Origin of the sequence: Streptococcus sp. HMSC065E03, from assembly GCF_001815045.1 — a bacterium.
GTDB lineage: Bacteria > Bacillota > Bacilli > Lactobacillales > Streptococcaceae > Streptococcus > Streptococcus parasanguinis_AD.
Window position 1 is genome coordinate 239,252 of record NZ_KV818852.1, and the last position, 25,157, is coordinate 264,408.

Here is a 25,157-nt window from a genome sequence, read left to right on the forward strand (position 1 = left end):
AAAAAGAGGTCCACTGGACCTGAAAAAAAGACCCGTTAGGGTCTTAATTCGCTCTCTTGTCTTCAAGCTCATGAAAAAAAGACCCGTTGGGGTCTTACTCGCTTTTTTATTTTCAAGCTCGTGAAAAAGAGGTCCACTGGACCTGAAAAAAAGACCCATAAGGGTCTTTTCTTTAATCTTCGTTTACGAAAGGCATCAAAGCCATTACGCGAGCGCGTTTGATAGCTGTTGTTACTTTACGTTGGTTCTTCGCTGAAGTTCCAGTTACACGACGAGGAAGGATTTTCCCACGTTCTGAAACGAAACGGCTAAGAAGCTCAGTATCTTTGTAATCGACATATTCGATTTTGTTTGCTGCGATGTAATCAACTTTTTTACGGCGTTTGAATCCGCCACGACGTTGTTGAGCCATGTTTAATTCTCCTTTATAGTTTTAATTCGTTAAACCCATTCTTAGAATGGAAGATCGTCGTCTGAGATATCCATTGGATTCGCTCCAAATGGATTTTCTTCACGACCAAAGTTTGGCGCTGCATTGCTTGGTTCAGATCCACCAAAGCTTGGGGTTGCATTTCCAGCAAAACCACCGTTACCTGATGAATAGCCACCACCTGCATGCCCTTCGCGTGCTGCACGGCTTTCCAATAGTTGGAAGCTGTCTGCTACGACTTCAGTGACATAAACACGTTGACCTTGCTGGTTTTCGTAATTACGTGTTTGAATGCGACCGGTAATCCCAATCAAAGCACCTTTCTTAGCCCAGTTGGCTAAGTTTTCTGCTTGCTGACGCCAGATCACACAGTTGATGAAATCGGCTTCGCGCTCTCCATTTTGACTCTTGAAGTTGCGGTTGACAGCTAGGCTGAAAGTAGCAACTGCTTGATTGCTTGGAGTGTAGCGAAGTTCAGCATCACGGGTCATACGACCGACAAGTACAACATTGTTAATCATAAGTCACCTCTGATGATTTCTTACGCGTCAACTTTTACGATCATGTGACGAAGAATGTCACCGTTGATTTTTGAAAGACGGTCGAACTCGTTAAGAGCTACAGCGTCGTTCGCTTCAACGTTTACGATGTGGTAAAGTCCTTCACGGAAATCTTGGATTTCGTATGCAAGACGACGTTTTTCCCAATCTTTTGATTCAACAACAGTTGCACCGTTGTCAGTCAAGATAGAATCGAAACGTGCTACCAAAGCGTTTTTAGCTTCTTCTTCAATGTTTGGACGAATAATATAAAGAATTTCGTATTTAGCCATTGATAATGTTCCTCCTTTTGGACTAATGACCCCCTGTCTTTGCAAGGGGTAAGTGAGGTTTACTCACAAGAAACTATTATACCAGACTTTTCGAACAAAGGCAAGAATTATCTTTAGGATTTGAAAAATGATTCTGGACGTCCCCTTCGAGAAAAAAGAAAGAAATGTCCTAAAAAATGACATTTTATAGAAGAAACCCCTCCCCTTCTTTCTCCTCTTTCCTTAAAGAAAACTGATATCAGTTAGCTTTAAGCTTGAGTCTTTATACTAGCTACAACAAATCTCAAGAAACGAGGAACGATTATGAATTATCTTATCATCCCCGCCTATCAACCGGATCTGAATCTTGTCAAACTGGTTCGCCTGGTTCACGCTAAGAGCGATCTCCACATCATCGTCATCGACGATGGGAGTGACGCTGACAAGAAAGTGATCTTTGACAAATTAGAGGGTCTTGCGACAGTTCTGACTCATGAGCACAACCAAGGAAAAGGACAAGCACTCAAGACTGCTTATGCCTACATCCTAGAAAGAGGCACCTATGGAAGCATTGTTACAGCTGATGCAGACGGTCAGCACAAAATTTGGGATATTTTCAGGGTTGTTAACCAATCTCAAGAGCATCCTGGAACACTTATTCTAGGAGCACGCGCCTTCTCTGGAAAAGTTCCTTTGCGTTCTGCTTTCGGAAATAAATTGACTCGTTTCTTGTTTAAGCAACAAACAGGGGTCGCTGTGACAGATACGCAGACTGGCCTTCGAGCCTTTACAACCAACATGATCCCCTTTATGTTAGAAATCGAGGGACAACGGTATGAGTACGAAATGAATGTACTCCTCGCAGCAAGCAAATCCTTCCCCATCGTGGAAGTTCCCATCGAGACGGTCTACATCAATGACAACGAAGGCTCCCATTTCCGACCTATTCGAGATGGCCTCATGATCTACAAGGACATGTTCAAGTTTGCCCTCTCCTCTCTGAGTAGTTTTATCGTTGACTATCTGGTCTACGCCTTCTTCCTTTTCGTGATGATGGCCGTGCCCATTAGTCTGCGTATTCTCCTAGCGAATGGGATCGCTCGTGTGACGAGTTCCATCTTTAACTACTCGACCAATAAGCACCTGGTCTTTAAGAATAAAGATAGTGTCGCTAAAACTGGAAGTGGCTACTTTGGTCTAGCTCTTGGCCTCTTTATTCTCGATACGCTCTTGATTCGACTCTTCTATACTGCTTTCGGGCTCAATCTCCTGATCAGTAAGATTGTCGTCGGCTTCCTCCTCTTTCTGGTCTCATGGGTGATCCAGAAAAAAGTGATCTTCAAAGAAAGGACTGCTCCCCACCATGAAATTCTTTAAAAAATCCTACACCTATGCTGCCTGCTTTGGCCTTCTTTTGACCAGCAGTTTTAGCTACTCGATGCTCAAGACCTTTGTCTTATCCGATGCCATCCAAACCGTAAAAGCTACGACTACGGACACCAAGGCAGCCAAAAAAGCAGCTGCATCGGCTACAACGACCGATACTAGCTATTCAGATGACAATATCCAGGTGAACCTAACAGAAAAAACGGTTGAAAATACCCAGGTTTACATTGCAGATATCACAGTCAGCTCATCTGACTACCTCAAAACAGCCTTTGCACAAAACACTTACGGAACCAACGTGACTGCTAAGACCTCTGTCACAGCCGCCAACAACAGTGCCATTCTAGCAGTGAATGGTGACTATTACGGGGCTAACAGTACAGGATACGTCATCCGAAATGGAGTGGTCTACCGCGATACCGTTCGGGAAGATGCAAGCAATGGTGACCTAGCCATTTACAAGGATGGATCCTTCAAAATTATCTACGAAGACGAGATCTCTGCAGATCAATTGGTCAAGGACGGGGTCGTCAATCTCCTCGCTTTCGGTCCTTCCTTAGTTGAAAATGGAGAAATTACTGTCGATACCAACTCAGAGGTTGGGCAATCTATGGCATCCAACCCACGGACAGCGATTGGGATCATCGATGAAAACCACTACATTATCGTCGTGTCAGACGGACGGACTTCAGAAAGTGAAGGCCTGTCTCTCTACCAATTAGCAGAAGTGATGAAGTCTTATGGCGTTAAAACAGCCTACAACCTGGATGGGGGTGGATCTTCTACCCTTTACTTCAATGGCCAAGTTATTAACAAACCAACAACAAATGGTACTATCTCAGAAAGGGCGGTGAGTGACATTGTCTACATCGGTTACTAATCCTATTAAACAACGGTTTAAAAAAACGATTCTCTGGTACACTCTGATTTCAGCTTTCTTCTTCGTTGGAAGTCGCATTTACGAACACTTTAGTTTTGGCGAAACCTCCGCCTTCATGCACTACCTCTTCTTGATTCCTTTGATCGGTGGCGCCCTACTAGTGGCTCTACAGTTGATGGTGAAAGGCTTCTCTCGACTGAGTCTCAATCTTTGGAATTCAGGAGTAGCTACGCTCACAGCCGGGGCCCTCTACCGAGGGATTGTCAACCTCTCTGGTCGATCTACCACAATGGATCAACCCTATTATTACCTTGGAGTTGCCTTTCTAGCACTAGCTCTGATCAGCCTCTTCTTTGTCCGCAGTGTCTGGGTGGAAAAAACAGCCTAAGATATCAAAAACGTCCGTTTCTTAAAAGAACGGACGTTTTTTAGGGTAACTTAACGGATGAAGAACTTAGCCTTCACGTTTTTTGCTGGCTACAAATCCTGCTAAAGCTAGTGAGGTCATGCCAAAGAGGCTAAGGACGGTTGAAGCCAATTCATCTTGACCTGTTTTTGGAAGACCAGTTGCTTGTGTAGCAACTACTTCAGCTTGACCACCCGTATGATAAGTGACAGCGACTGGTTTGTTTGTTGCCACTTCTTTTGTTTCGCTTGCAGCTGGTTGAGCTGGAGTTACTGGAGTTTCGGATACTACTAGTTGGTCTGGGGTCACTGGGATTTCTGATTGACGACTTGGCACTTCATCTATCACTAGTGTCGGATTTTCTGGTTGAATCCATGGTTCTACAATCGCTCCACTGTGTACCTCTGGGTTTGGCTTGATAACGTCTTTGACCAAAGAAAGAAGATGGTAGTTGATCCGATTGCTCACTTCATAAAGGAAATCATTTTCCGCAACATGATAGCCTGCCGGGAGATCGACATGGACACGATAGGAACCGTTCATCAGCATCGTCTCAAAGCGCAGAAGATCATAGATGCTTTGTGGGAGAAGTCGGCTGATACCGTCATTCCCTACCACTTTTACAACCGTTCCGGCTGGGACTGGCTGATCAAATCCAATGGTCAATTTATTTTCATCTAAATAATGGAAGGCAAAGGTTACTTTTGGATGTGGATTCTCAGGTGAAACGGTCACCTTTTTCACCAGCTCTGTTCCCCAATCATAATGGTAATCAGATAGGGTGATCTTGGCTGTATAAGTACCAAAAGGCAAGTCTGGGAAGGTGCCACCATTATAGGAAGCATTGAACTCTCCTTCCACTACACGTCCTTGGTCGTCCACCACTTGGTAACGAACGACGGATGGATAATAAGAAATGACTTCGCCACTGCTATCTGTGAAGACGACTTCTAGGGTACCCTTTTCAGCCTTCGGTTTTTCAGACTCTGTCTCACTTGGTTGTTCATCTGAACTGGTTTCATTCGTCGGAGTCGTTGCCTCTACTTTCTTTCCTTCAATGTCCATCTCAGTGGTATTGTAGACCTTATCCCAGATGGTATAACGAACAGTAGAAGGGTCCACTCCTTCTGGAAGAAGATAGCTACCATCCTCTTGGGGTTCCAAGGCCACTGTTTCCCCATCTTTGACGTAGGACAGATAAGTCCCTGCTAAACCACTACCGGTTTCAAGTACCTTACCTGGTCGGAAAATCCGTGTTGCTGGATCGTACTGAGCACTTCCAGACTCGATGCTTGGAGCCGTATTGTCAATCTTAACCTTGAAGTTAAGCTCTTGTTGCTTGGCCCCTGAAGCAGTTGGACGGTAAGTGATCACAAATTGGTATTCCCCATCTGGTAATTGCTTGCCGTCTTTGTCCAAGCCTTCCCAAGAGATTTCATAAAACTCTTCACTGCGATTCCCAATCCGGTAACTCCAGTCCGTCTTACGATGTACTTCATTTCCGACCTCGTAAATTGGATTAGCACGAGCTGTGTCATCCTTCTTGTAGACTGATAGGTGTACATTTTCAACATTGCGAAGCATGACGGCTTTTACCTTGACACTATCAAAGCTGGAATCGTTGTTCGGAGAGAAGTAGAGTTGATCCCCGTCAAAGCGATCCCCATCCTGACCAAGAGTTTTGGCTACGGACTCTCCATTTTCATAGACATAACTAATCAAAGAGGTAAAGTGATTGTCTGGATGACGCTCTGGAGTTTCTGGGACTTTTTCATCTGGATAATCGGTCTTATCCTTGTAGTAGTAAAACGGCTTGTCGCTACCTGTATATTCGTAGATAGGCTTTTCAATGCCACGCAGATTTTGGTAATCCCCATGGAAACCAACATAAGGGAGGCTGACCAGATGTTTTTGGGTGCTGGCATCTTTAACCAGTACAAAACCTTCTAAGAAATAACCATTTGGCATTTGCTTGCTGAGCTCTTCCTTGTACTTGCTTGCATCAACTGCTACGTGGATGGTCCGCTGACCATTGGCTGGGATAGTGACCGTTTCCTTACCGTCTAAAGTTTCTAATAGACGAGGATGGAGGGTGAATTTGCCATCTTGAACTTGATCTGTCTGAAGAGTGGTTTCATATCGAACAGACTTATCTTGATTGGAAAGATTGTGGATGGTCACATCAAATTCAAAGGTATCTGTGACATTGCCAAGTGTCAGGCTACTTTTAGCATCTTTTGCCGTCACATAGAGATCACCTAGTGCCGCAGCTGTGACATCCATAACCCCCGCTCCTTGCTGACGAACAGAGGAATAGGCATGCGTTTCCTCATCTACATGAGGGATCGCTGTACTCATAGTCATTTGTTTGACTAGAACCTGTAGTTGTTCTGGGCTAAGATGAGGGAAGCGCTCCTTCAAGGCTTGTTTCACCAGTACAGTGGCTCCCGCAGCATGAGGAGAGGCCATGCTGGTTCCCCTATCCATATAGTACTCCCCATTATTAACAGATGAGTAGATCATTCCTCCTGGAAGGGTGACATCCGGTTTGAGATCCCCATCAGCTGATAGCCCCCAAGAGGAGAAGTCAGATAGTTGATTGGCTGCATCGTAAGGCACACGTTTGAATTTATTGGCAATATGGAGCTGGTAATCATTGGCATGTTGAGCCAAAACAAGTCCAGCAGCGTGGCCAATAACCCCAACTGGGAATCGTTCCCCCAGTCCTTCTAAGTCAAAGCTTACAGGATTATTGCCCTGCTCTTTAGTCTGGTAGAAGATCACCCCTGTAGCACCAGCTCTTTTCAGCTCTTTGACCTTATCCACATCCGAAACTTCGCCACCTCGCTCCGTAAGGACTAAGTGCCCATTGATACTATCAGCTTGGTAGTGGTCGATCCCTCCCTTTTCCACATGGAGATAGCTTTGAGAGATGGTTGTCCGAAAGGCGTCACGTTCTACAAAGGAATGCATCGGAATCTTGCCCTCTGGGAAGTCTTTTGAATCTTTTAATGCATCTACGGTCAAACTTGCTTCTGTCGACTCATGCTTGGTTAGACTATTAATAGACGCGACTGAGATGACATTTGGATTGACGGAAGGCGTCCCTGTCATTCCGTAATCTGGTGTGGTGGCCAGTGGCTTGCTGTGCCAGAAGCCATTGGTCGCCATATTGGTAGAAGCGACTGTAATGGTTACTCCCGCCTTTCTTGCTGTATCAAAGGCCTGGCGAGTGATCTCTCCAACATCATAAACAGAGCCTGAAGCTGTTCCCAAACTCATATTGATGGAATCCGCCCCTAATTTGACCGCATCTTCTACCGCTTTAGTGTAGATGAAATTTTGAACTTGACCTCCCTTGGTATCTGAGAAAACACGTAGAAACATCAGTTGGGCTTCTGGAGCAACACCACGGATAATTTCACCATTTGGAGAAGGTTGAGAAGCGTTTCCCACAGCAGTTCCTGCTACGTGAGCCCCGTGTGAAATTGGATCGTCTTCTTTGACATTGTCGTCCATATCACTGTAGTTATGAATGTAGACAATTTTATTGTTGTACCATTTGCCGTAAGTGATCCCCGCTTTTTTCTTAGCCTCTTCAATTTCCGCTTCACTCTTGTACTTGGCCTTACTGATATCTGTCAGACGAAAAACATCATGAGCAGGGTCCACACCGGAATCAATGATCGCAACTACCTGCCCTTGACCCTTGATTCCCTTATCCCAGAGGGGTTGTAAATTGATCAGACTATTTTCTTCACTGACCTTGGTCGTAGTTGAAGTCGGTGATGTAGGTGTAGGCTGTGTTTCCGCCACTCTGGTCCGACCAAGTGGAGCATAATCTACAGCGTCTACACGCGCTAGTCCCCGAATCTTTTTAGCATCTCCATAAGTCGTCTCTAGAGCCAAGCCGTTAAAAAGCAGATTAAAGTCATATAATTTTTTAAATTGAATGGATTGCTTTTCGAGCTCTTTCAAAAACTGTTCATGATCCTGATTGGTTTTTTCGATGCGAGTTTCTTTTGAAGTCGGAGATACTTCTCCAATGCCCTCAGAAACCTTTTCTTTCAAGCGAACCAGCACCTCAACTGGGCTTGTTTCTTCTAAATTTTCCTTTACTGGCTCAATAGAAGTCGTAATTGGAGTAGCAACCCCATTTTCTTTTGGCGCTTCCGCAACAGAAGGCGAAGCCTTCTCTGCTTCTACTTGATTTGTAGCCGAACTGCTTGTATCGATTGAAGATGAAGGTAGAGACTGATTTGTCTTTTCCTTACTCTCAATCTCAGCTGTAGCAAGGTTTTTAGAAGCAGTATCTTCTATAACTGAAGTGGGCATACTGTCCTTGGTAGCCGGAATCGGTTCTGCTGTTTTCTCATCTGTTGCTGCGGTTTCTGGCACCACTACAGAAGGCTCTACGACAGAGGGTGTTGGTACGATCGTATCAGCTGAAACGGCTGAACCCATTAGAAAGGTACCAATCAAAACAGAAGCGACTCCAATTGCGTATTTACGAATGGAAAAACGCTGTTGTCGATGAAATTCCATAAAAACTCCTTTTTACACACTAGGTTAAGGTAGCTTCACACTACCTTAACCCTTATTTTATTCTTGCAACTAAACTAATAGAAGATTATCCTTGATCTGGACGATTTTTCTTCAAGCGGATAGCACCAAAAGTGAGAAGAAGAACCATCAAACCTACCATCCCTGTTTGTTCATTTTCTTGTCCTGTATTTGGAAGAGAAGGTGATGATTGACTTGAGACCTCTTTAGTCGACGGATCCATTTCTGATACTCTTTCAAGATCTTTCTGGAACATTGGACGGATATCTGTCTTTTTCGCGACTATTGGATGGCTATCGATTACAGCCGGTTGTTTTCCTTTTTCACCTTCTTGCGTCATCGTTGACGGTTGAGGAGATGGAATAGAAGAAGATGGGATAATTGGATCTTCTACCTGGTCATCTGAAACTTCGATAAAACTGGTCAAGTAACGATTGATACGCTCACCAACTGTATAGAAGAAGTCGTTTTCCACTGCACGATAACCTTTTGGTAGATCAATATGGATCTGATAGTCTCCATTCACCAGAATCTTTTCAAAGGTCTTCGGTTCATAAAGAGTTTGATCCAACTCCACTTTCTGACCGGTCTTTTTATCGATGGCAAAGACGCGGGTGCCGTTTGGAAGTTCTTTATCAAAGACGAGATCAAAGCGATTTTTGTCGATATAGTGGTAGACAAATTTGACCACACCTTCTGGATGCTCTTTGCTCAATTCAACTGTTACCGTTGTTGGAGAAGCCCAAGAGTAATTTTGGTCTTGACCGACGACTTTTACAGTATAGGTTCCAAATGGAAGAGTTGGTAGTGGATCTTCATAATAAATATTAAATTCCTTATCAATCCGATTTCCTTTGCTGTCAAACACTTGGTAACGCATCATTTCTGGATATTGATTGGTCGCCTCTCCTTTTTCATTGACAATTTGTACTTCTAAACGGCCGACTGTAGCTTCACTAGTTTCATGTGTTGGACTTGCATCCTCTGTTCCGGCTTTTTCAGTCGTACTTTCTTCCGAGACAGTCTTTCCATCCAAAGTCAAGGTATTGGTATTATTGACCTGATCCCAAATATAGAAACGCACTGTTTTTAGATCGACTCCTTCAGGGATGAGATAGGTTCCATCTTCGTTTGGAGTGATTTCTACTTCCTGACCATCTTTTTGGTAGGAGAGGTATTTACCAGCTAGCCCACTACCCGTTTCAACAATCTCACCTGGCTTAAAGAGGCGCGTTGTTGGATCATACAGATCCTTGGTGTTAGCCAATTGTGGCACTTGCTTATCGACCTTGACCTTTAAGACAATCTCTTGAGGTTTGGCACCAGGTGTGCTTGGACGATAAGTGACTACATATTGATAGTCCCCATCTGGAACAAGCTGATTGTTATTGTCCTTGCCTGCCCACTGTGTCGCATAAAGAATCTTACTACGATCGTTGATCCGCCAGCCATAATCTGATTTTTTCTGGCTCTCATTGCCTTTTTCAAAAATTGGATGTTCTCTCTTGATATCATCCGCACGATAAACTGTCAGGTGAATATTGTCCACATTTCTTAAGACCACTGCATTGAGTTTGACACTATCATAGGATCCATCATCATTTGGCGAGAAGACGAGCTGATTTCCATCGTAATGCCCATCTTTTTCTCCCAGGACAACCTGTACTTCTTTGCCCCCGCGCCAAATAGTGCTGACCAAGGCTGTAAAGTGATCTCCTGAGTCTTTTTCAGGGTGTTCCGCTTTTTCATTTGCGTAATAATAGAATGGTTTTTCATCCCCAGTGAAGGCATAGATAGGTTTTTCAATTCCTGGTAAATCTTGATAGTTCCCTTTAAAACCAATATATGGAAGACTCACTAATTCTTTCTTGGTTTTGGCATCTTTAAAGAAGACAAAACCTTCTAAAAAGTAACCGTTTTTCATTTGATTGGTGAGCTCACTTGTATAGTTACTAGTATTCACAGAAATCGGAACCGTCACACTTCCCATAGCTGGTACATAAATGGTTTTTTCGCCTTCTTGATCCAGTAGTTGGCGCATCTTCAAGGTAATACGTCCATTTTCCACTTGATCCGTATTAACGACCGTATGGTAAGTAAATTCTTTTGCTTCTGAACTAAGATTATGCACAGTGACATCAAATGTGAAGGAATCCTTGACATTGCCAAGAGTCAGACTGCTAGTTGTTCCTTTCCCACCTGTTACAAAGACATCGCCAAAGGCTGCAGCTGCAGCATCCATAAGACCAGATCCTTGTTGGCGGACAGAGGAGTAGCTCTTGCTTTCCTGATCAAAATGAGGTTTGGCTGTACTCATGACTAATTGTCGCAAAAGCGTATGGATTTGCTCTGGGCTATAATTTGGGAATCGTTGTTCTAAGGCTTGCTTAATCAAGGCTGTCGCCCCTGCCGCATGAGGTGTCGCCATACTCGTACCTGCATCCATATCATAGGAACCATCTGGAATCGCTGAATAAACCATTCCCCCAGGAAGGGTAACATCTGGCTTGAGTTTTCCTTCAGCAGAAAGCCCCCAACCAGTAAAGAAGAGCATCTTGTTTGCTTCACTATAGGGTACTTTCTTAACTTCTTGATGGAAAGTTAGCTTGTACTCTCCAGCATGAGAAGCTAGCTCTTTTCCGATAGAATGACCAAGTACACTGACAGGATAGAAGGATCCCCAATACCCCATGGAAAGATTTTGAAGAGTATCTCCTTGTTCCTCATTTTGATAAACGAGGACCCCTTTTGCTCCAGCTTGTCTGAGGGCGTTGACCTTATCTTCATCCGTTACATCGCCACCACTTTCAACCAAGGCAATTTTGTCTTTTACAGCAGCATTTCGATAAGTGTCTTCTCCGCCTTTTGGTACTGAAACATATGTTTGAGGACCTTCTACTGGGAAGATCAACCGATAAACGGGTAAATCGACCAAGCCGTTTTGGAATTCTTTTTTATCCTTTAAAGCTGGGATTTCAAGGCGAATGGTCGTTTCGTGATTGATATTATTATTGAAGGCGCCAATGGCAAGAACCCCATCTTCAATGGAGGGTTCATCGATCGTTCCTGTATCTGGAGCATCTGCTTTTGGTTTGGCCTGCCAATAACCACTTACAGCATAGTTTCCTGCTGCGGCATTGATAACAACACCGGATTTACGAGCGAATTCAAAGGCTTGACGAGTTAAGGGATTAGTGTCTGCTTCAGACCCATTGACCCCACCAAAACTCATATTGATGGTATCTGCACCTAGTTTAACCGCATCCTCAACTGCTTTGGCTACGATAAATCCTTGTTCCGTCATTCCTTTCTTATCAGAGAAAACACGCATAAAGATAAGCTGAGCTTCGGGTGCGACGCCTTTTAAATATTCACCAGTTGGGACTGGTTTTGTCGCATTCCCCACAGCCGACCCTGCCACGTGGGTCCCATGTGAACGCGGATCATCTTCTCGAATCTCATCGTTCATATCAGAGTAATTGTAGGCATAGACCACCTTATCGTTGTACCATTTCCCATAAGTAATGCCTGCCTTTTTCATTGCCGCTTCCATCTGCTCTTTATTCTGGTATTTGGCTTTGCTTTTATCGGTTAAACTAAAGAAATTATGGTGGACGTCAAGGCCTGTATCTAAAACGGCTACCACCCGACCTTGGCCCTTGATTCCTTTATCCCAAAGGGGTTGCAGATTGATCAATTCATTCTCATCGCTCACCTTTGTAGGAAGAAGGGTGTTCTGCTTATTTGAGCTAGGCTCTCCATCCGTTCTAGCCGTCAATGGGGTAATTTCCACCTTTTCAACACGTGCGAGTTGCCGAATCTTCAAAGCATCCTTGTACTTGGTTTCTAAAACGAATCCATTAAAAACCAAATCAAAATCTGCCAATTTTTTGTACTGAATTCCTTTTTCCTTCAATTCATTTAATACAGTTTCCTTGATTGGAGCATTATTCTGGATCTGCTCTGCAATACTTGGAGACGTTGCCGTCTCTTGCTTCTTCGTCTCCAAGCGTACCAAGGCCTGAACAGGGGCTTCATCTGCCACAGTTTCTGAAGTACTTTCTTTATTTTCTACTGGATTCGCTTCTGGAATAGATTGATCCTGCTGCTCTTTCTTTTCAACAGCTTCTTTTTCAGGTATAGGATCCGAGACCGGTTTTGTTGGAGTCTGTGAAGGGGCTATCTCAGGAGTTTTATCAGGTATGGGTTGCTCTTGTGAAGAAGTTTCAATATTGACTTTATCAGTTGGAAGAGCTGCAGCTGAGTCTTTGTCCTGACCAGCTGTCGGATTCACTGCCTGACTTTCTTCTTTTGCTACGATAGCAGGAGTATTCAGTTGCCCTTCCTGCTCCTCAGCCAAAACAGTCGCACCACAAAAAAGGCATCCGACAAGTACCGATACCAAACCGACTGCATATTTACGGAAAGAAAACCGTTGTTGCCTTTCACTTCTCATCTACATGACCTCCTATGTCATTATTATATTTGTAAGCGGTTGCTTGCTTCCATTTTAGCTCTTCTCTCTATCAAAGTCAATAAATTATAGTAAAATTCCTAAGGTATAATAAATGATTGATTCTTCTGAAAATTCCACCCATAAATAAAAAAGAAGCTCCCTGTTGGGAGCTCCTGATTCTTTTTATCGAGAATTTTTTGACCCTATTGCTAGTCTCTTTTTCTCTTAACCTTCACGTTTTTTGCTAGCTACAAAGCCTGCTAAAGCTAATGAGGTCATACCAAAGAGGCTAAGGACGGTTGAAGCCAATTCATCTTGACCTGTTTTTGGAAGACCAGTTGCTGGTGTAGCAGCTACTTCTGTTTGTCCACCCGTATGATAAGTGACAGCAACTGGTTTGTTTGTTGCCACTTCTTTTGTTTCGCTTGCAGCTGGTTGCGCTGGAGTTACTGGGGTTTCAGGTTGAGGAGTTGGGGTAGCCGGAGTTACTGGAGTAACTGGAGCTACGGGATGAACTGGACTTACTGGATCAACTGGCGCTGGCTGTGGTTGTGGTTCTGGAGTTGGTTGAGGGGTTGGTTGTGGTTCTGGAGTAGGCGTTTCTTCTTCCACTTTTTCCACAAATGTCTTGTTGCCCAAGATTGAAGCAGATAATTTCTTCCCTGCCTTATTCACATCTTCGATGTACTGGATAAAGACTTCCGTATCTGGATTAATCGCACCGATCAATTTTGTATCGCGGAAGACTGAGAAGCCATCTCCGCCACCATACAAGAAGTCGTTGATAATCGCCTTGTAGGTTTTGTTGCGATCAATTTCAGTTCCATCTGCCTTGTAAGCTTTCACAACCTTATATGGATTTTCTTCTGTTGCATCGGCTGGTTTCGTATAGGTGTACTTGATCCCTGCCATTTGCAAGAAGTAAAGCTCTTTCTCATCATATTGTTGATCCAAAGCTTTGTAGATTTGGTCCCCAGTGATTTCTACTACTTGAAGGATATTTCCAAATGGTTGCACCGCTTGAGCGGCACCCCAAGTTACTGTTCCGTCTGGTTTCACCACGAGGTCTGCACGGATTCCTCCATTATTGGTGAAAGCAAAGTCAACATCTGGATAACCTGATTTTTTGGCAATATCTAGTTGCGCTGCTGTGACCAAATCTCCAACAGCACTTTCTTTTTGCGCATTCAACTCACGAGTAATATTTTCAGCTTTCTCTGCTGTACCGATTTTTGCTTCTGTTACTTTTTTAACCGTCGCATTGGCATCATCGATGATCGCTTGAACCTTGGCATCTTTTGCTTTGCCTTTAGATGGATCTACTGCAATAATTTTAGCAGTTGGAGCTTTAACAAAGTCAGCTGTATCTGTATCTAGGACTCCACGGACATCCGAGTAGGCTTTCCCTTGAGACGTACCTTGAACGATCAAGGTATTTCCAACCATCCCGTTTGTATATTGGTGGTTATGACCTGCAAAGACGATATCCACTGAGTTTTCAGGATAGATTTGATTTAATTTTTTGATCATGTCTGCAGCAGGACCTTCTGCTACACCATTCTTACTAGTGGCAGCAACGTGGGCCAAGACAGCGATAGCATGCACACCTTGGTCATTTAATTCACGCGCATATTTGGCAATCGATTCTGCTTCATCCAAAACACGGTATTGTTCATGATTTTTACGCAAAACAAGATTTGGAAATTCTGTCGTAACAACCCCGATAAATCCGACCTTAACGGTCTTGTCATTGACTGGGATTTCTTTGATGGTATAAGGTTTCCAGTCAAATGGGATTTTGTTGGTATCCTTGTCGACCAAGTTGGCAATCACGACTTCTTGTTTAGAAGCTTCATGAGGATATTCATCGACGATCTTATTGAATTGACCAGGTGTTGGGGCTTCTCCCTTCATGATCCGGTTGAATTCACCAAGTCCTTCGTCAAACTCGTGATTTCCAAGGGTTCCGTATTCAAAGTTCATTTCATTGAAGACTTTTACAGTTGGTTCATCTTGAAGGAGGGCAGAGTTGGCTGGACTAGCGCCGACCATATCTCCCGCTTGCACACGGATGCTGGCATTAGGCGTTCCTGCATTCTCCGTTTCAAAGTCTTTTTGCGAATCGTTCAAGTAGGTTGCCAAAAGTGGGGCTGTTCCTGCATTTTTCACAGTTTCGCCTTCTAAACGAGCTGTCCCTGTTTGTTCCAAGGCACCGTGGAAGTCATTGACGCCCATGAACTGCACGGGCAATTCGTCTGCAAAAACGCTATTGATCGCAAAAACACTAAGACCCGCAGCGACCGCTAAGATACTGCTTTTCAAGATAATTTTTTTCTTCATAGAATACTCCATTTTCTAATGTAGGACACTTCTCCAAAAAGGAGAACGCAGAACAGTTGATTTGCTGCAATCAGCTCTTCCATTTTACTATTTTTTCGGTTTTACTTCAATATTTTCCTAGAAACTCTTACAATTTTATTGGAAAGCGCTTGATTTCCGAACATCTATTTCCAGTATCTTCCTTTTGTTACTTGCTGTTCCTCACAAAAGAGGCTGGGACAAAAGTCCTAGCCTCTCAATTATTTTTGGATTGTCGAGCAAGACGCAGTGGTTGATGGGCTCTACTACGCTGATTTCATCAGCTTTTACAGCCCTACTCAACTGTGCGGAGGAGGGACGACGAAATCGAATTCTAACGAATTACCGATTTCTGTCCCACTCTCTTTTTCTTATTTATTCACGTTTTCCCATTTCCAGTTTTGAACTTCTGGAATGTCGTCTCCGTTTTCACGGATGTAGTCATGGTGGAAGGCGATTGTTTCATCCATTTGAGCTGCGAATTCAGCTGCTTCTGCTCCAAGAGCTGCATTAGCTGCATCTTGTGCCAAGTGGAAGCGATCCAACTCAGACATCACACGCATATCAAATGGTGTGGTGATATCCCCGTTTTCACGGTAACCATGCACGCGCAAGTTATGGTTGTGACGGTTGAAGAAGATATCACGGATCATGCCTTCGTAACCATGGAAGGCAAAGATAACTGGTTTATCAGTTGTGAAGACTTTGTCGAACTCTTCATCTGAAAGTCCACGCGCATCAACGGATGGGTGACGCAATTTCAAGATGTCGATAACGTTGACAAAGCGGATCTTCAATTCTGGGAAGGCTTTGTGCAAGATTGTAATAGCAGCAAGAGCTTCTAAGTTTGGCTCAGTACCTGCAGCTGCAATAACAAGATCTGGCTCTTCATCTGCTGAAACAGTTGATGCCCAATCGATCACCTTGTATCCTTCACGAACCAATTCTTCTGCTTCAGCTGCTGAGTAGAATTGAGGACGTGGGTGTTTAGAAGAAACGATCAAGTTGATCACATCTTCTCCCTTGAAGGCTTCATCCATTACCGCAAGCAAGCTATTGGTATCTGCTGGCAAGTACTCACGGATATATTCAGGAGTTTTCTCAGCCAAGTGAGTCAAGATACCTGGATCTTGGTGAGTGTAACCATTATGGTCTTGTTGGAAGACCGTTGAAGTTGCAATCAAGTTCAAGGCTGGGTAGTTTTTACGCCATGTTGTATGGGTCTTAGACTTACGCAACCATTTGAAGTGTTGAGTGATCATAGAATCCACAACACGAAGGAAGGATTCGTAAGAAGCGAAGAAGCCATGACGACCTGTCAAGACATATCCTTCAAGCATTCCTTCTGCTTGGTGCTCTGACAATTGAGAGTCAATGACACGACCAGCAGGGCTCAACGCTTCATCGTAGTCTGGTTTCATACGTCCTAACCATTGACGGCTTGTACGAGTGAAGACTTCTTGAAGACGGTTTGATTTGGTTTCGTCTGGACCGAAGATACGGAAGTTATCTGGGTTTGCATCTACTAAGTCTGCCGCATACTTACCAAATTCGATCATGTCTTGAGCCATGATTTCACCTGGTGTGTTGAATTGAAGGGCATGTTTCTTCCAATCAGCTGTGTTCATTGGTTTGATCACACCAGCATTTGTGATTGGGTTCATCGCCATGCGACGGTCACCTTTTGGTGCAATTTCAGCAATTTCAGGAACTAGCTTTCCAGTTTCGTCGAACAATTCAGCTGGACGGTAAGATTCCAACCATGAAAGAAGGGCATCGACATGCTCCATGTGGTGAGCATCTACTGGGATTGGAACTTGGTGAGCACGGAATCCACCCTCGATTGGTGTTCCTTCCCATGCTTTTGGACCAGTCCAACCTTTAGGAATACGAGCAATCAAGACAGGGTAAACTGGTTGAGTTGCTTCTTCAGCAGAACCTTTACGAGCTTCTGCTTGGACTTTCTTGATTTCTTCAATTGCTTCGTCCAATTTTTCAGCGAACAAAGCGTGGGCAGCTTCGTGGTCTTCTGAAATTGCAGTGACATTCGCAAAGATTGGTTTCCAACCAAGACCTTCAAAGAAGAGGGCCAATTCTTCGTCTGTTTTGCGCTCGAAGATGGTTGGGTTGTGGATCTTCCCACCATTGAGGTAGAAGATTGGAAGGATAGCACCATCGTTGACTGGGTTCAAGAAGGTATTTGACAACCAACCAGCCATCAATGGACCTGTTTCTCCTTCACCGTCACCGATAACTGTGGCAGCAATCACATCTGGATTATCCAATACAGCCCCTGCAGCGTGAGAAAGAGCATAACCAAGTTCTCCACCTTCGTGGATAGATCCTGGTGTTTCAGGCGCCGCGTGAGAAGCGATTCCTCCTGGGAATGAGAAGATCTTACACAAGTGTTTGAAACCTTCTTCATTTTGTGGGATGTTTGGATTCAATTCAGTATAAGAACCATCTAAGTAAGAGTTCGATACCATTACTTGTCCACCGTGACCTGGTCCTTCAATGTAGAACATATCCAAGTCGTATTTGTTGATGGTACGGTTCAAGTGAGCATAGATAAAGTTTTGCCCTGGAACAGTTCCCCAGTGTCCGATTGGGTGAGCCTTCAAGTCATTTTCAACGACTTCGCGCTTCAACAATGGGTTATCTTTCAAGTACATTTGAGCAGCTGAAATGTAGTTGGCTGCACGCCACCAAGCGTCTACTTTATCCAAGTAAGCTTTGCTGTTATAATCGACAGTCATCTTGTCTCCTCACAATTTCTAGACAGGTCTGTTGAATAACCTGTTCGTTTGATCAATAGTTTAAACAATCTGTTTTCAATCAAACAGATGATATTGAAGAAAATATTCAATATCACTTCTATTCTATCAAGAATTTCCCTTTTTGTACATCAGAAAGTAAGAAAAATATTCTTTGAACGTCAAATTTTAATTTCCCACTAAAGTGGTTCCATTCCCTACAGGGATACGTTTTAAAAAAAGACTTTGCTGATTTTTGCAAACCAGCAAAGTCCCAAATGAAATGGAGTCAGTTAAATGACTTTTTGACCTTTCTTGTAGACATCTGTCACGAGATTTGTCGCAAAGAAATAGAAGAGATAATCTAGATTTGGTGCGTCAAAGATGGTAATGTCGGCCTGTTTGCCAACATCGAAAGAGCCGATTGTTTTAGCACGATCAACTGAATAGGCCGCATTGATGGTCACTGCATTGAGAATTTCTACTGGAGTTAGGCGCATCATGAAGCAACCCAAGTGCATGGCAAACTGGAGATTGGCTGTTGGACAAGATCCTGGGTTGCTATCTGTTGTCAGGGTGATGGCCATGCCAGCGTCCAACATCTTACGAGCCGGTGCATAGGTATCTTCCATGAGGCTGAAGGTTGTAGCAGGCAAAAGATTTCCAATCACTTTTGCTGCAGCTAATTTTTGAATGCCTTCATCGGTAATCACCATCAAGTGTTCTGCACTAGTAGATTCCAATTCAGCCGCCACATCAACACCACCAATGGATTCGATCTCATCCGCATGAATCCGTAACTTGAAGCCCATCTCCTTAGCTTTAGAAAGAAGATAGCGAGATTCATCTGCTGTAAAGACACCTTTTTCACAGAAGATATCACAGAATTCAGCTAACTTTTCTTCCTTCACTTTTGGAAGCATTTGCTCAATGATGAGATCTAAATACTCTTGAGAACGGCCCTTATACTCTGTCGGGATCGCATGGGCTGCCATAAAGGTTGAAACCAGATCAATTTCATGGTCACGGTCCAAGGCAGCTACTACATCTAGTTGGCGTTTTTCTGTTTCCCAATCCAAACCATAGCCACTCTTAGCCTCAACGGTAGTCACCCCATGACGCAACATGTAATCCAACAGTCGTTTGGACTTGTCATAGAGATTTTCAAAAGAAGCTTCCCGTGTCGCCCGAACCGTGCTCAGAATTCCACCGCCTTGGGCGAGGATGTCTAAGTAAGAAACACCCGCTAATTTTTTCGCAAATTCATGCTCCCGACTGCCTCCATAGACCAAGTGGGTGTGGCAGTCAATCAAGCCAGGAGTCGCAACTTTTCCTTCACAGGATTTGACTTCCGTATGGTCATCGATCAGTTCTGGGTCTGGTTGACCTGTCCCAACTGCAAGAATCTTTCCATCTTTAATGGCAATATAAGCATCGGAAAGGATTTGCGCTTCTGCCATCTCTTTTCCATAGAGAGGATGGCCTAGATCATTCGGACAAAACAATTGATTAAAGTGGGTTAATAGGATATCAGCAGACATATGAAACATTCCTTTCTATTTCCATTGTTATTCATTTTACAATTCTACAGAAAAAGCGTCAAAAAAAAGTCAAAAAGTTTTTCCCTCATTTTTTTTTGCTTTATTAAAAATTATATTTTTTTTTGACTCTTTATTGACGTTTCTTCGATACAATAAAGAAAATATAAATTCACAGTCCAACTATAAGGAGGGTTCTGCTATGTCATTTATAGACGAGAAAGAAATTGCAGCTGCTATGTCTGTCAAACTTGACTTTGATGTCCTACCTGAAAAGGCGACTTTTCAAGAAGGCATCCGTCGTGCACCTGATAGAGGCTTCCGCTTAACGCAAGCTCAGACTGAAATTGCCCTTAAAAATGCTTTGCGTTACATTCCTAAAAAATTCCACCAAGAGTTGATCCCAGAATTTCTGGAAGAACTAAGAACTCGCGGTCGGATCTATGGCTATCGCTTCCGTCCAAAAGATCGCATCTATGGAAAACCAATCGATGAGTACAAAGGAAAATGCACTGCTGCTAAGGCTATGCAGGTCATGATCGACAACAACTTGAGCTTTGAAATTGCTCTTTATCCATATGAATTGGTCACTTATGGGGAAACAGGATCTGTCTGTGCCAACTGGATGCAATACAACTTGATCAAGAAATACTTGGAAGTCATGACAGAAGACCAAACCTTGGTGGTTGAATCGGGTCACCCTCTGGGTCTCTTCAAATCGAAACCAGAAGCTCCTCGTGTCGTCATTACCAACGGTCTCTTGATCGGTGAGTATGACAACATGCGCGACTGGGAAATCGCTGAAGAAATGGGAGTGACCAACTACGGTCAGATGACGGCTGGTGGCTGGATGTACATTGGTCCTCAAGGGATCGTTCACGGTACTTTCAACACCCTTCTCAATGCTGGTCGTCTCAAACTCGGTGTTCCTGATGACGGCGACTTGACCGGTAAACTCTTCATTTCATCTGGTCTCGGTGGAATGAGCGGAGCTCAAGGGAAAGCAGCTGAAATCGCAAAAGCGGTTGCCATCGTTGCAGAAGTGGACCGCTCTCGGATCGAAACTCGTCACTCTCAAGGCTGGATTAGCCAAGTGACCGACAGTGCTGAAGAAGCTGTGAAATTGGCTCAAGCAGCACTGGAAGCTGGTGAATCAACTTCGATTGCCTACCATGGTAATATCGTAGACTTGCTCGAATATGTCAACGAACACCAAGTCCATGTTCATCTCTTATCTGACCAAACCTCTTGTCACAACGTTTATGATGGTGGCTATTGCCCAGTTGGCATTAGCTTTGAAGAACGGACACGTTTGCTGGCAGAAGACAAAGAAACCTTCCGCCGTTTGGTTGATGAAACCTTGGCTCGTCACTTTGCAGTGATTAAAGCCTTGACAGCTAAAGGTACTTACTTCTTCGACTACGGTAATGCCTTCATGAAATCTGTTTACGACTCAGGCATCAAGGAAATTTCTAAGAATGGCTTGGATGACAAAGACGGCTTCATTTGGCCATCTTATGTAGAAGATATCATGGGACCTATGCTCTTTGACTATGGTTATGGTCCATTCCGTTGGGTCTGCCTCAGCGGTAAACACGAAGACTTGATTGCAACTGACCATGCAGCCATGGAAGCGATCGATCCAACTCGTCGCTACCAAGACCGCGACAACTACAACTGGATTCGCGATGCGGAAAAGAACCAACTGGTGGTTGGTACACAAGCACGTATCCTCTATCAAGATTGTATGGGCCGTGTCAACATTGCTTTGAAATTCAATGAACTCATTCGCCAAGGCAAGATCGGACCGGTCATGATCGGACGTGACCACCACGACGTATCTGGTACAGATGCTCCATTCCGTGAAACATCAAACATCAAAGATGGTTCGAACGTCACTTGTGACATGGCGGTTCAATGTTACGCTGGTAACGCTGCTCGCGGTATGAGTCTCGTCGCTCTCCACAACGGTGGTGGTACTGGTATTGGTAAAGCTATCAACGGTGGATTTGGTCTCGTCCTAGACGGTAGCCACCGGATCGATGAAATTATCAAGTCTGCCATTGCCTGGGACACTATGGGTGGGGTTGCTCGTCGGAACTGGGCACGGAATAACCATGCCATTGAAACAGCGATCGAGTACAACCGTCTCCATGCAGGAACAGACCACATCACCATTCCGTATCTGGCAGATGAAGATTTGGTCAAAGAAGCCGTTCAAAAATTGTTTTAACATCAAAAAATAAAAACTGAGAAAGGGGAGGAAAATGCAAAGACTCCTCCTCCCCAACTTCTCCTATAAAAAGAGGTAATCATATGGCAAAAATTGTTGAGTGTATTCCAAACTTCTCTGAAGGACGCAATCAAGCTGTGATCGACGGATTAGCAGCAACAGCAAAAAGTATTCCAGGTGTCACTTTACTAGACTACTCGTCTGACGCCAGTCACAACCGCAGCGTCTTTACACTCGTTGGAGATGAAGAAAGCATTCAAGAAGTGGCTTTCCAATTAGTGAAATACGCTTCTGAAAACATTGATATGACCAAGCACGAAGGCGAACACCCTCGTATGGGGGCAACAGACGTTTGTCCATTCGTTCCCGTTAAAGATATCACTACAGCTGAATGCGTTGAGATTGCTAATAAAGTGGCCGAACGCATCAATCGTGAATTAGGTATTCCAATCTTCCTTTACGAAGATGCTGCAACTCGCCCAGAACGGAAGAACTTGGCCAAAGTGCGTAAAGGACAATTTGAAGGAATGCCAGAAAAATTGTTGGAAGAAGACTGGAAGCCAGACTACGGTGAACGCAAGATTCACCCAACTGCAGGGGTTACAGCTGTCGGTGTCCGGATGCCACTCGTTGCTTTCAATATCAACCTTGATACAGACGACCTAGAGATTGCCAATAAGATTTCTAAAATCATTCGTGGATCAAGCGGTGGATACAAATACTGTAAAGCGATCGGTGTCATGCTAGAAGATCGCAACATCGCCCAAGTCTCCATCAACATGGTCAACTTGGAACAATTCCCATTGTATCGTGTTGTGGAAACCGTTCGTTTCGAAGCGCAACGCTATGGTGTTCGCATCATCGGAACAGAACTCATTGGACTGGCTCCTGCTAAGGCTTTGATCGACTCTGCTGAATACTACTTACAATTAGAAGACTTTGACTACAGCAAACAAGTCTTGGAAAATCACTTGTTGGGTTAGAAAGGGAGTTCTATGAAACTAGTTGACTTAAGTATTACGGAGTTTGCCAAGGTCCTTGGTTCGGATGCTCCAGCTCCAGGTGGTGGTTCTGCTGCTGCTCTATCTGCTGCGAATGGGATTTCCCTTACCAAAATGGTCTGTGAACTGACCATTGGAAAGAAAAAATACGCAGAATTTGAAGACCACATCAAAGGGGTTCATGAAAAAAGCGCTCACCTCCAAGACCAATTACTAGAAGCCATCGACAAAGATACAGAAGCTTTCAACGTTGTATCAGCAGTCTTTGATCTTCCAAAGGAAACGGAAGAAGAGAAAGCCGCTCGTCGTGAAGCCATGCAAAAAGCTTTGAAACATGCGACAGTATCTCCTTTCTCTATGATGGAGCTCATCGTTGAAGCGCTTGAAACAACAAAAGAAGCTGTTGGCAAGTCCAACACCAATGCGGCTAGTGACTTAGGGGTAGCTGCTCTGAATCTTAAAGCTGGTCTTCAGGGGGCTTGGCTCAATGTCCTGATCAACATTTCAGGAATCAAGGACCAAGACTTTGTCCAAGAATACCACGGTAAGGGACTCAAACTCCTCCAAACCGGTTCTGATCTTGCAGATAACATTTACCAAACCATTTTAGAAAGTCTATCTTAAACCTAGCAAATAAAAATAAAGAAAGAAGGGATTCTATGGTTTTATCGGATATTGAAATTGCCAATTCTGTCCAAATGAAGCCCATCACCGATATCGCTGCCGAACTTGGATTGACCGAAGACGATATTTCGCTCTACGGAAAATACAAGGCAAAAATTGATAGCAACCAACTGGAACAACTCAAGGATAAGGAAGATGGAAAGCTGATCCTCGTGACAGCCATCTCACCAACACCTGCTGGAGAAGGAAAGACAACCACCTCTGTTGGCTTGGTCGATGCTCTTTCAGCTATTGGTGAAAAAGCCGTCATTGCCCTGCGCGAACCTTCTCTTGGCCCTGTCTTTGGGATCAAGGGTGGAGCTGCCGGTGGCGGGTACGCCCAAGTGGTTCCAATGGAAGATATCAACCTTCACTTTACCGGAGACTTCCATGCCATTGGGATTGCCAACAACCTCCTTGCTGCTTTGATTGACAACCACATCCATCACGGCAATGAGTTGGGCATCGATTCTCGTCGCATCACATGGAAACGGGTGGTCGATATGAACGACCGTCAACTCCGTCATATTGTCGATGGTCTTCAAGGAAAAACAAACGGGGTTCCTCGTGAAGATGGCTTTGACATCACAGTGGCTTCTGAAATCATGGCCATTCTCTGTCTCTCTGAAAATATCCTTGATCTCAAAGAACGTCTTGATCGCATCATTATCGGGTACAACTACCAAGGACAACCGGTCACAGCCAAAGACCTCAAGGCTGGAGGGGCCATGGCAGCTGTCCTCAAAGATGCCATTCATCCGAACTTGGTGCAGACTTTAGAACATACTCCTGCTATTATCCACGGTGGACCATTTGCCAATATCGCTCATGGCTGTAACAGTGTGCTGGCTACTAAACTAGCCCTCAAATATGCAGACTATGTCGTGACAGAAGCTGGTTTTGGAGCAGACTTAGGCGCTGAAAAATTCATCGACATCAAGTGCCGTATGGCTGGACTCAAACCTGCTGCCGTTGTCCTCGTCGCAACCATCCGTGCCCTCAAAATGCATGGTGGGGTTGCCAAAGCGGACTTGGCTACTGAAAATGTCCAAGCCGTTATCGATGGTCTACCAAACCTAGACAAACACTTGGCCAACATCCAAGAAGTCTATGGCCTACCAGTGGTCGTTGCCATTAACAAATTCCCACTGGATACTGAGGCAGAGCTAGAAGCTGTCTATGAATCTTGTAAGAAACGTCACGTAGATGTCGTCATTTCAGATGTCTGGGCACATGGTGGGGCTGGTGGTCGTGACTTGGCTGAAAAAGTCATTCAACTGGCTCAAGAAGAAAACCACTTCTCTTATGTCTATGACGAAGAAGACAGCATTGAAACAAAATTGACCAAGATCGTCACAAAAGTCTATGGTGGTAAAGGCATCAGCTTAACACCAGCAGCCAAACGCGAACTGAAAGAATTGGAAGCTCTTGGCTTCTCAAACTACCCAATCTGTATGGCCAAAACCCAATACTCCTTCTCAGATGATGCGAAGAAGATGGGAGCACCTAAAGACTTCACTGTTAAAATCAGTAATCTCAAGGTAGCTGCCGGAGCTGGCTTTATCGTAGCTCTCACCGGTACCATTATGACCATGCCTGGCCTACCAAAAGCACCTGCCAGTGAAAAGATTGATATCGATGCCCACGGCAATATCACTGGTCTCTTTTAAGAAAGAAGG

Annotated in this window: 15 protein-coding genes; 7 read left to right on the forward strand and 8 right to left on the reverse strand. The window is 44.2% G+C overall.

Going from position 1 to position 25,157, the window contains the following annotated elements:
- Positions 1–172: 172 nt before the first annotated feature.
- The 3 genes from rpsR to rpsF are packed head-to-tail and all read right to left on the reverse strand — an operon-like array spanning position 173 to position 1,262.
- On the reverse strand, positions 173–412 hold the full coding sequence (gene rpsR, locus HMPREF3002_RS05815) for a 30S ribosomal protein S18 (protein ID WP_000068664.1): 240 nt from the start codon (positions 410–412) through the stop codon (positions 173–175).
- A 41-nt stretch (positions 413–453) separates the two neighbouring features.
- Positions 454–951, reverse strand: coding sequence for a single-stranded DNA-binding protein (locus HMPREF3002_RS05820; protein WP_003008622.1), 498 nt, complete (start codon positions 949–951; stop codon positions 454–456).
- A 20-nt stretch (positions 952–971) separates the two neighbouring features.
- Positions 972–1,262: a 30S ribosomal protein S6 gene (gene rpsF / locus HMPREF3002_RS05825; RefSeq protein WP_003005040.1), complete on the reverse strand. Its 291-nt coding sequence runs from the start codon at positions 1,260–1,262 to the stop codon at positions 972–974.
- A gap of 303 nt (positions 1,263–1,565) precedes the next feature.
- Here rpsF and HMPREF3002_RS05830 point away from each other — a divergent pair, with 303 nt between their 5' ends.
- From HMPREF3002_RS05830 to HMPREF3002_RS05840, 3 genes are read left to right on the forward strand one after another with little or no spacing between them, the layout of a single operon-like run.
- Entirely contained in the window at positions 1,566–2,618 is a 1,053-nt protein-coding gene (locus tag HMPREF3002_RS05830; protein ID WP_070588707.1) for a bifunctional glycosyltransferase family 2/GtrA family protein, read from the forward strand.
- Positions 2,605–3,507 (forward strand): phosphodiester glycosidase family protein, encoded by a 903-nt coding sequence (locus HMPREF3002_RS05835; RefSeq protein WP_070588705.1) that lies wholly within the window; start codon positions 2,605–2,607, stop codon positions 3,505–3,507. Before HMPREF3002_RS05830 ends, HMPREF3002_RS05835 begins: the two co-directional genes overlap by 14 nt.
- Positions 3,488–3,895, forward strand: coding sequence for a hypothetical protein (locus HMPREF3002_RS05840; RefSeq protein WP_070589696.1), 408 nt, complete (start codon positions 3,488–3,490; stop codon positions 3,893–3,895). Before HMPREF3002_RS05835 ends, HMPREF3002_RS05840 begins: the two co-directional genes overlap by 20 nt.
- Before the next feature lie 66 nt (positions 3,896–3,961).
- On the opposite strand, the gene HMPREF3002_RS05845 is transcribed toward HMPREF3002_RS05840, so the two are convergent.
- From HMPREF3002_RS05845 to hutI, 5 genes are all read right to left on the reverse strand, one after another.
- On the reverse strand, positions 3,962–8,458 hold the full coding sequence (locus HMPREF3002_RS05845) for an SGO_0316/SGO_0317 family LPXTG-anchored serine peptidase (RefSeq protein ID WP_070595432.1): 4,497 nt from the start codon (positions 8,456–8,458) through the stop codon (positions 3,962–3,964).
- Between the two features lie 85 nt (positions 8,459–8,543).
- Positions 8,544–12,932, reverse strand: a complete 4,389-nt coding sequence (locus HMPREF3002_RS05850; protein WP_070595434.1) for an SGO_0316/SGO_0317 family LPXTG-anchored serine peptidase — start codon at positions 12,930–12,932, stop codon at positions 8,544–8,546.
- A 225-nt stretch (positions 12,933–13,157) separates the two neighbouring features.
- Entirely contained in the window at positions 13,158–15,272 is a 2,115-nt protein-coding gene (locus HMPREF3002_RS05855; RefSeq protein ID WP_070665552.1) for a surface-anchored 5'-nucleotidase, read from the reverse strand.
- A 389-nt stretch (positions 15,273–15,661) separates the two neighbouring features.
- The gene (locus HMPREF3002_RS05860) at positions 15,662–18,046 is read right to left on the reverse strand and encodes a phosphoketolase family protein (RefSeq protein ID WP_070595436.1); all 2,385 of its coding nucleotides are present in this window, start codon (positions 18,044–18,046) and stop codon (positions 15,662–15,664) included.
- 290 nt (positions 18,047–18,336) lie between these two features.
- Positions 18,337–19,584, reverse strand: a complete 1,248-nt coding sequence (hutI, locus tag HMPREF3002_RS05865; RefSeq protein ID WP_070595438.1) for an imidazolonepropionase — start codon at positions 19,582–19,584, stop codon at positions 18,337–18,339.
- A gap of 199 nt (positions 19,585–19,783) precedes the next feature.
- Between hutI and HMPREF3002_RS05870 the strand changes: the two genes are divergently transcribed.
- The 4 genes from HMPREF3002_RS05870 (at position 19,784) to HMPREF3002_RS05885 (ending at position 25,148) form a co-directional block, all read left to right on the forward strand.
- Positions 19,784–21,814, forward strand: coding sequence for a urocanate hydratase (locus HMPREF3002_RS05870; RefSeq protein ID WP_049490357.1), 2,031 nt, complete (start codon positions 19,784–19,786; stop codon positions 21,812–21,814).
- Positions 21,815–21,897: 83 nt separating this feature from the next.
- Entirely contained in the window at positions 21,898–22,797 is a 900-nt protein-coding gene (gene ftcD / locus HMPREF3002_RS05875; RefSeq protein WP_003008641.1) for a glutamate formimidoyltransferase, read from the forward strand.
- A 12-nt stretch (positions 22,798–22,809) separates the two neighbouring features.
- Positions 22,810–23,439 carry a cyclodeaminase/cyclohydrolase family protein gene (locus HMPREF3002_RS05880; protein WP_003018741.1) on the forward strand — a complete coding sequence of 210 codons (630 nt, stop codon included), beginning with the start codon at positions 22,810–22,812 and terminating at the stop codon, positions 23,437–23,439.
- A gap of 35 nt (positions 23,440–23,474) precedes the next feature.
- The gene (locus HMPREF3002_RS05885) at positions 23,475–25,148 is read left to right on the forward strand and encodes a formate--tetrahydrofolate ligase (protein WP_070449929.1); all 1,674 of its coding nucleotides are present in this window, start codon (positions 23,475–23,477) and stop codon (positions 25,146–25,148) included.
- The last annotated feature ends 9 nt before the right edge of the window (positions 25,149–25,157 follow it).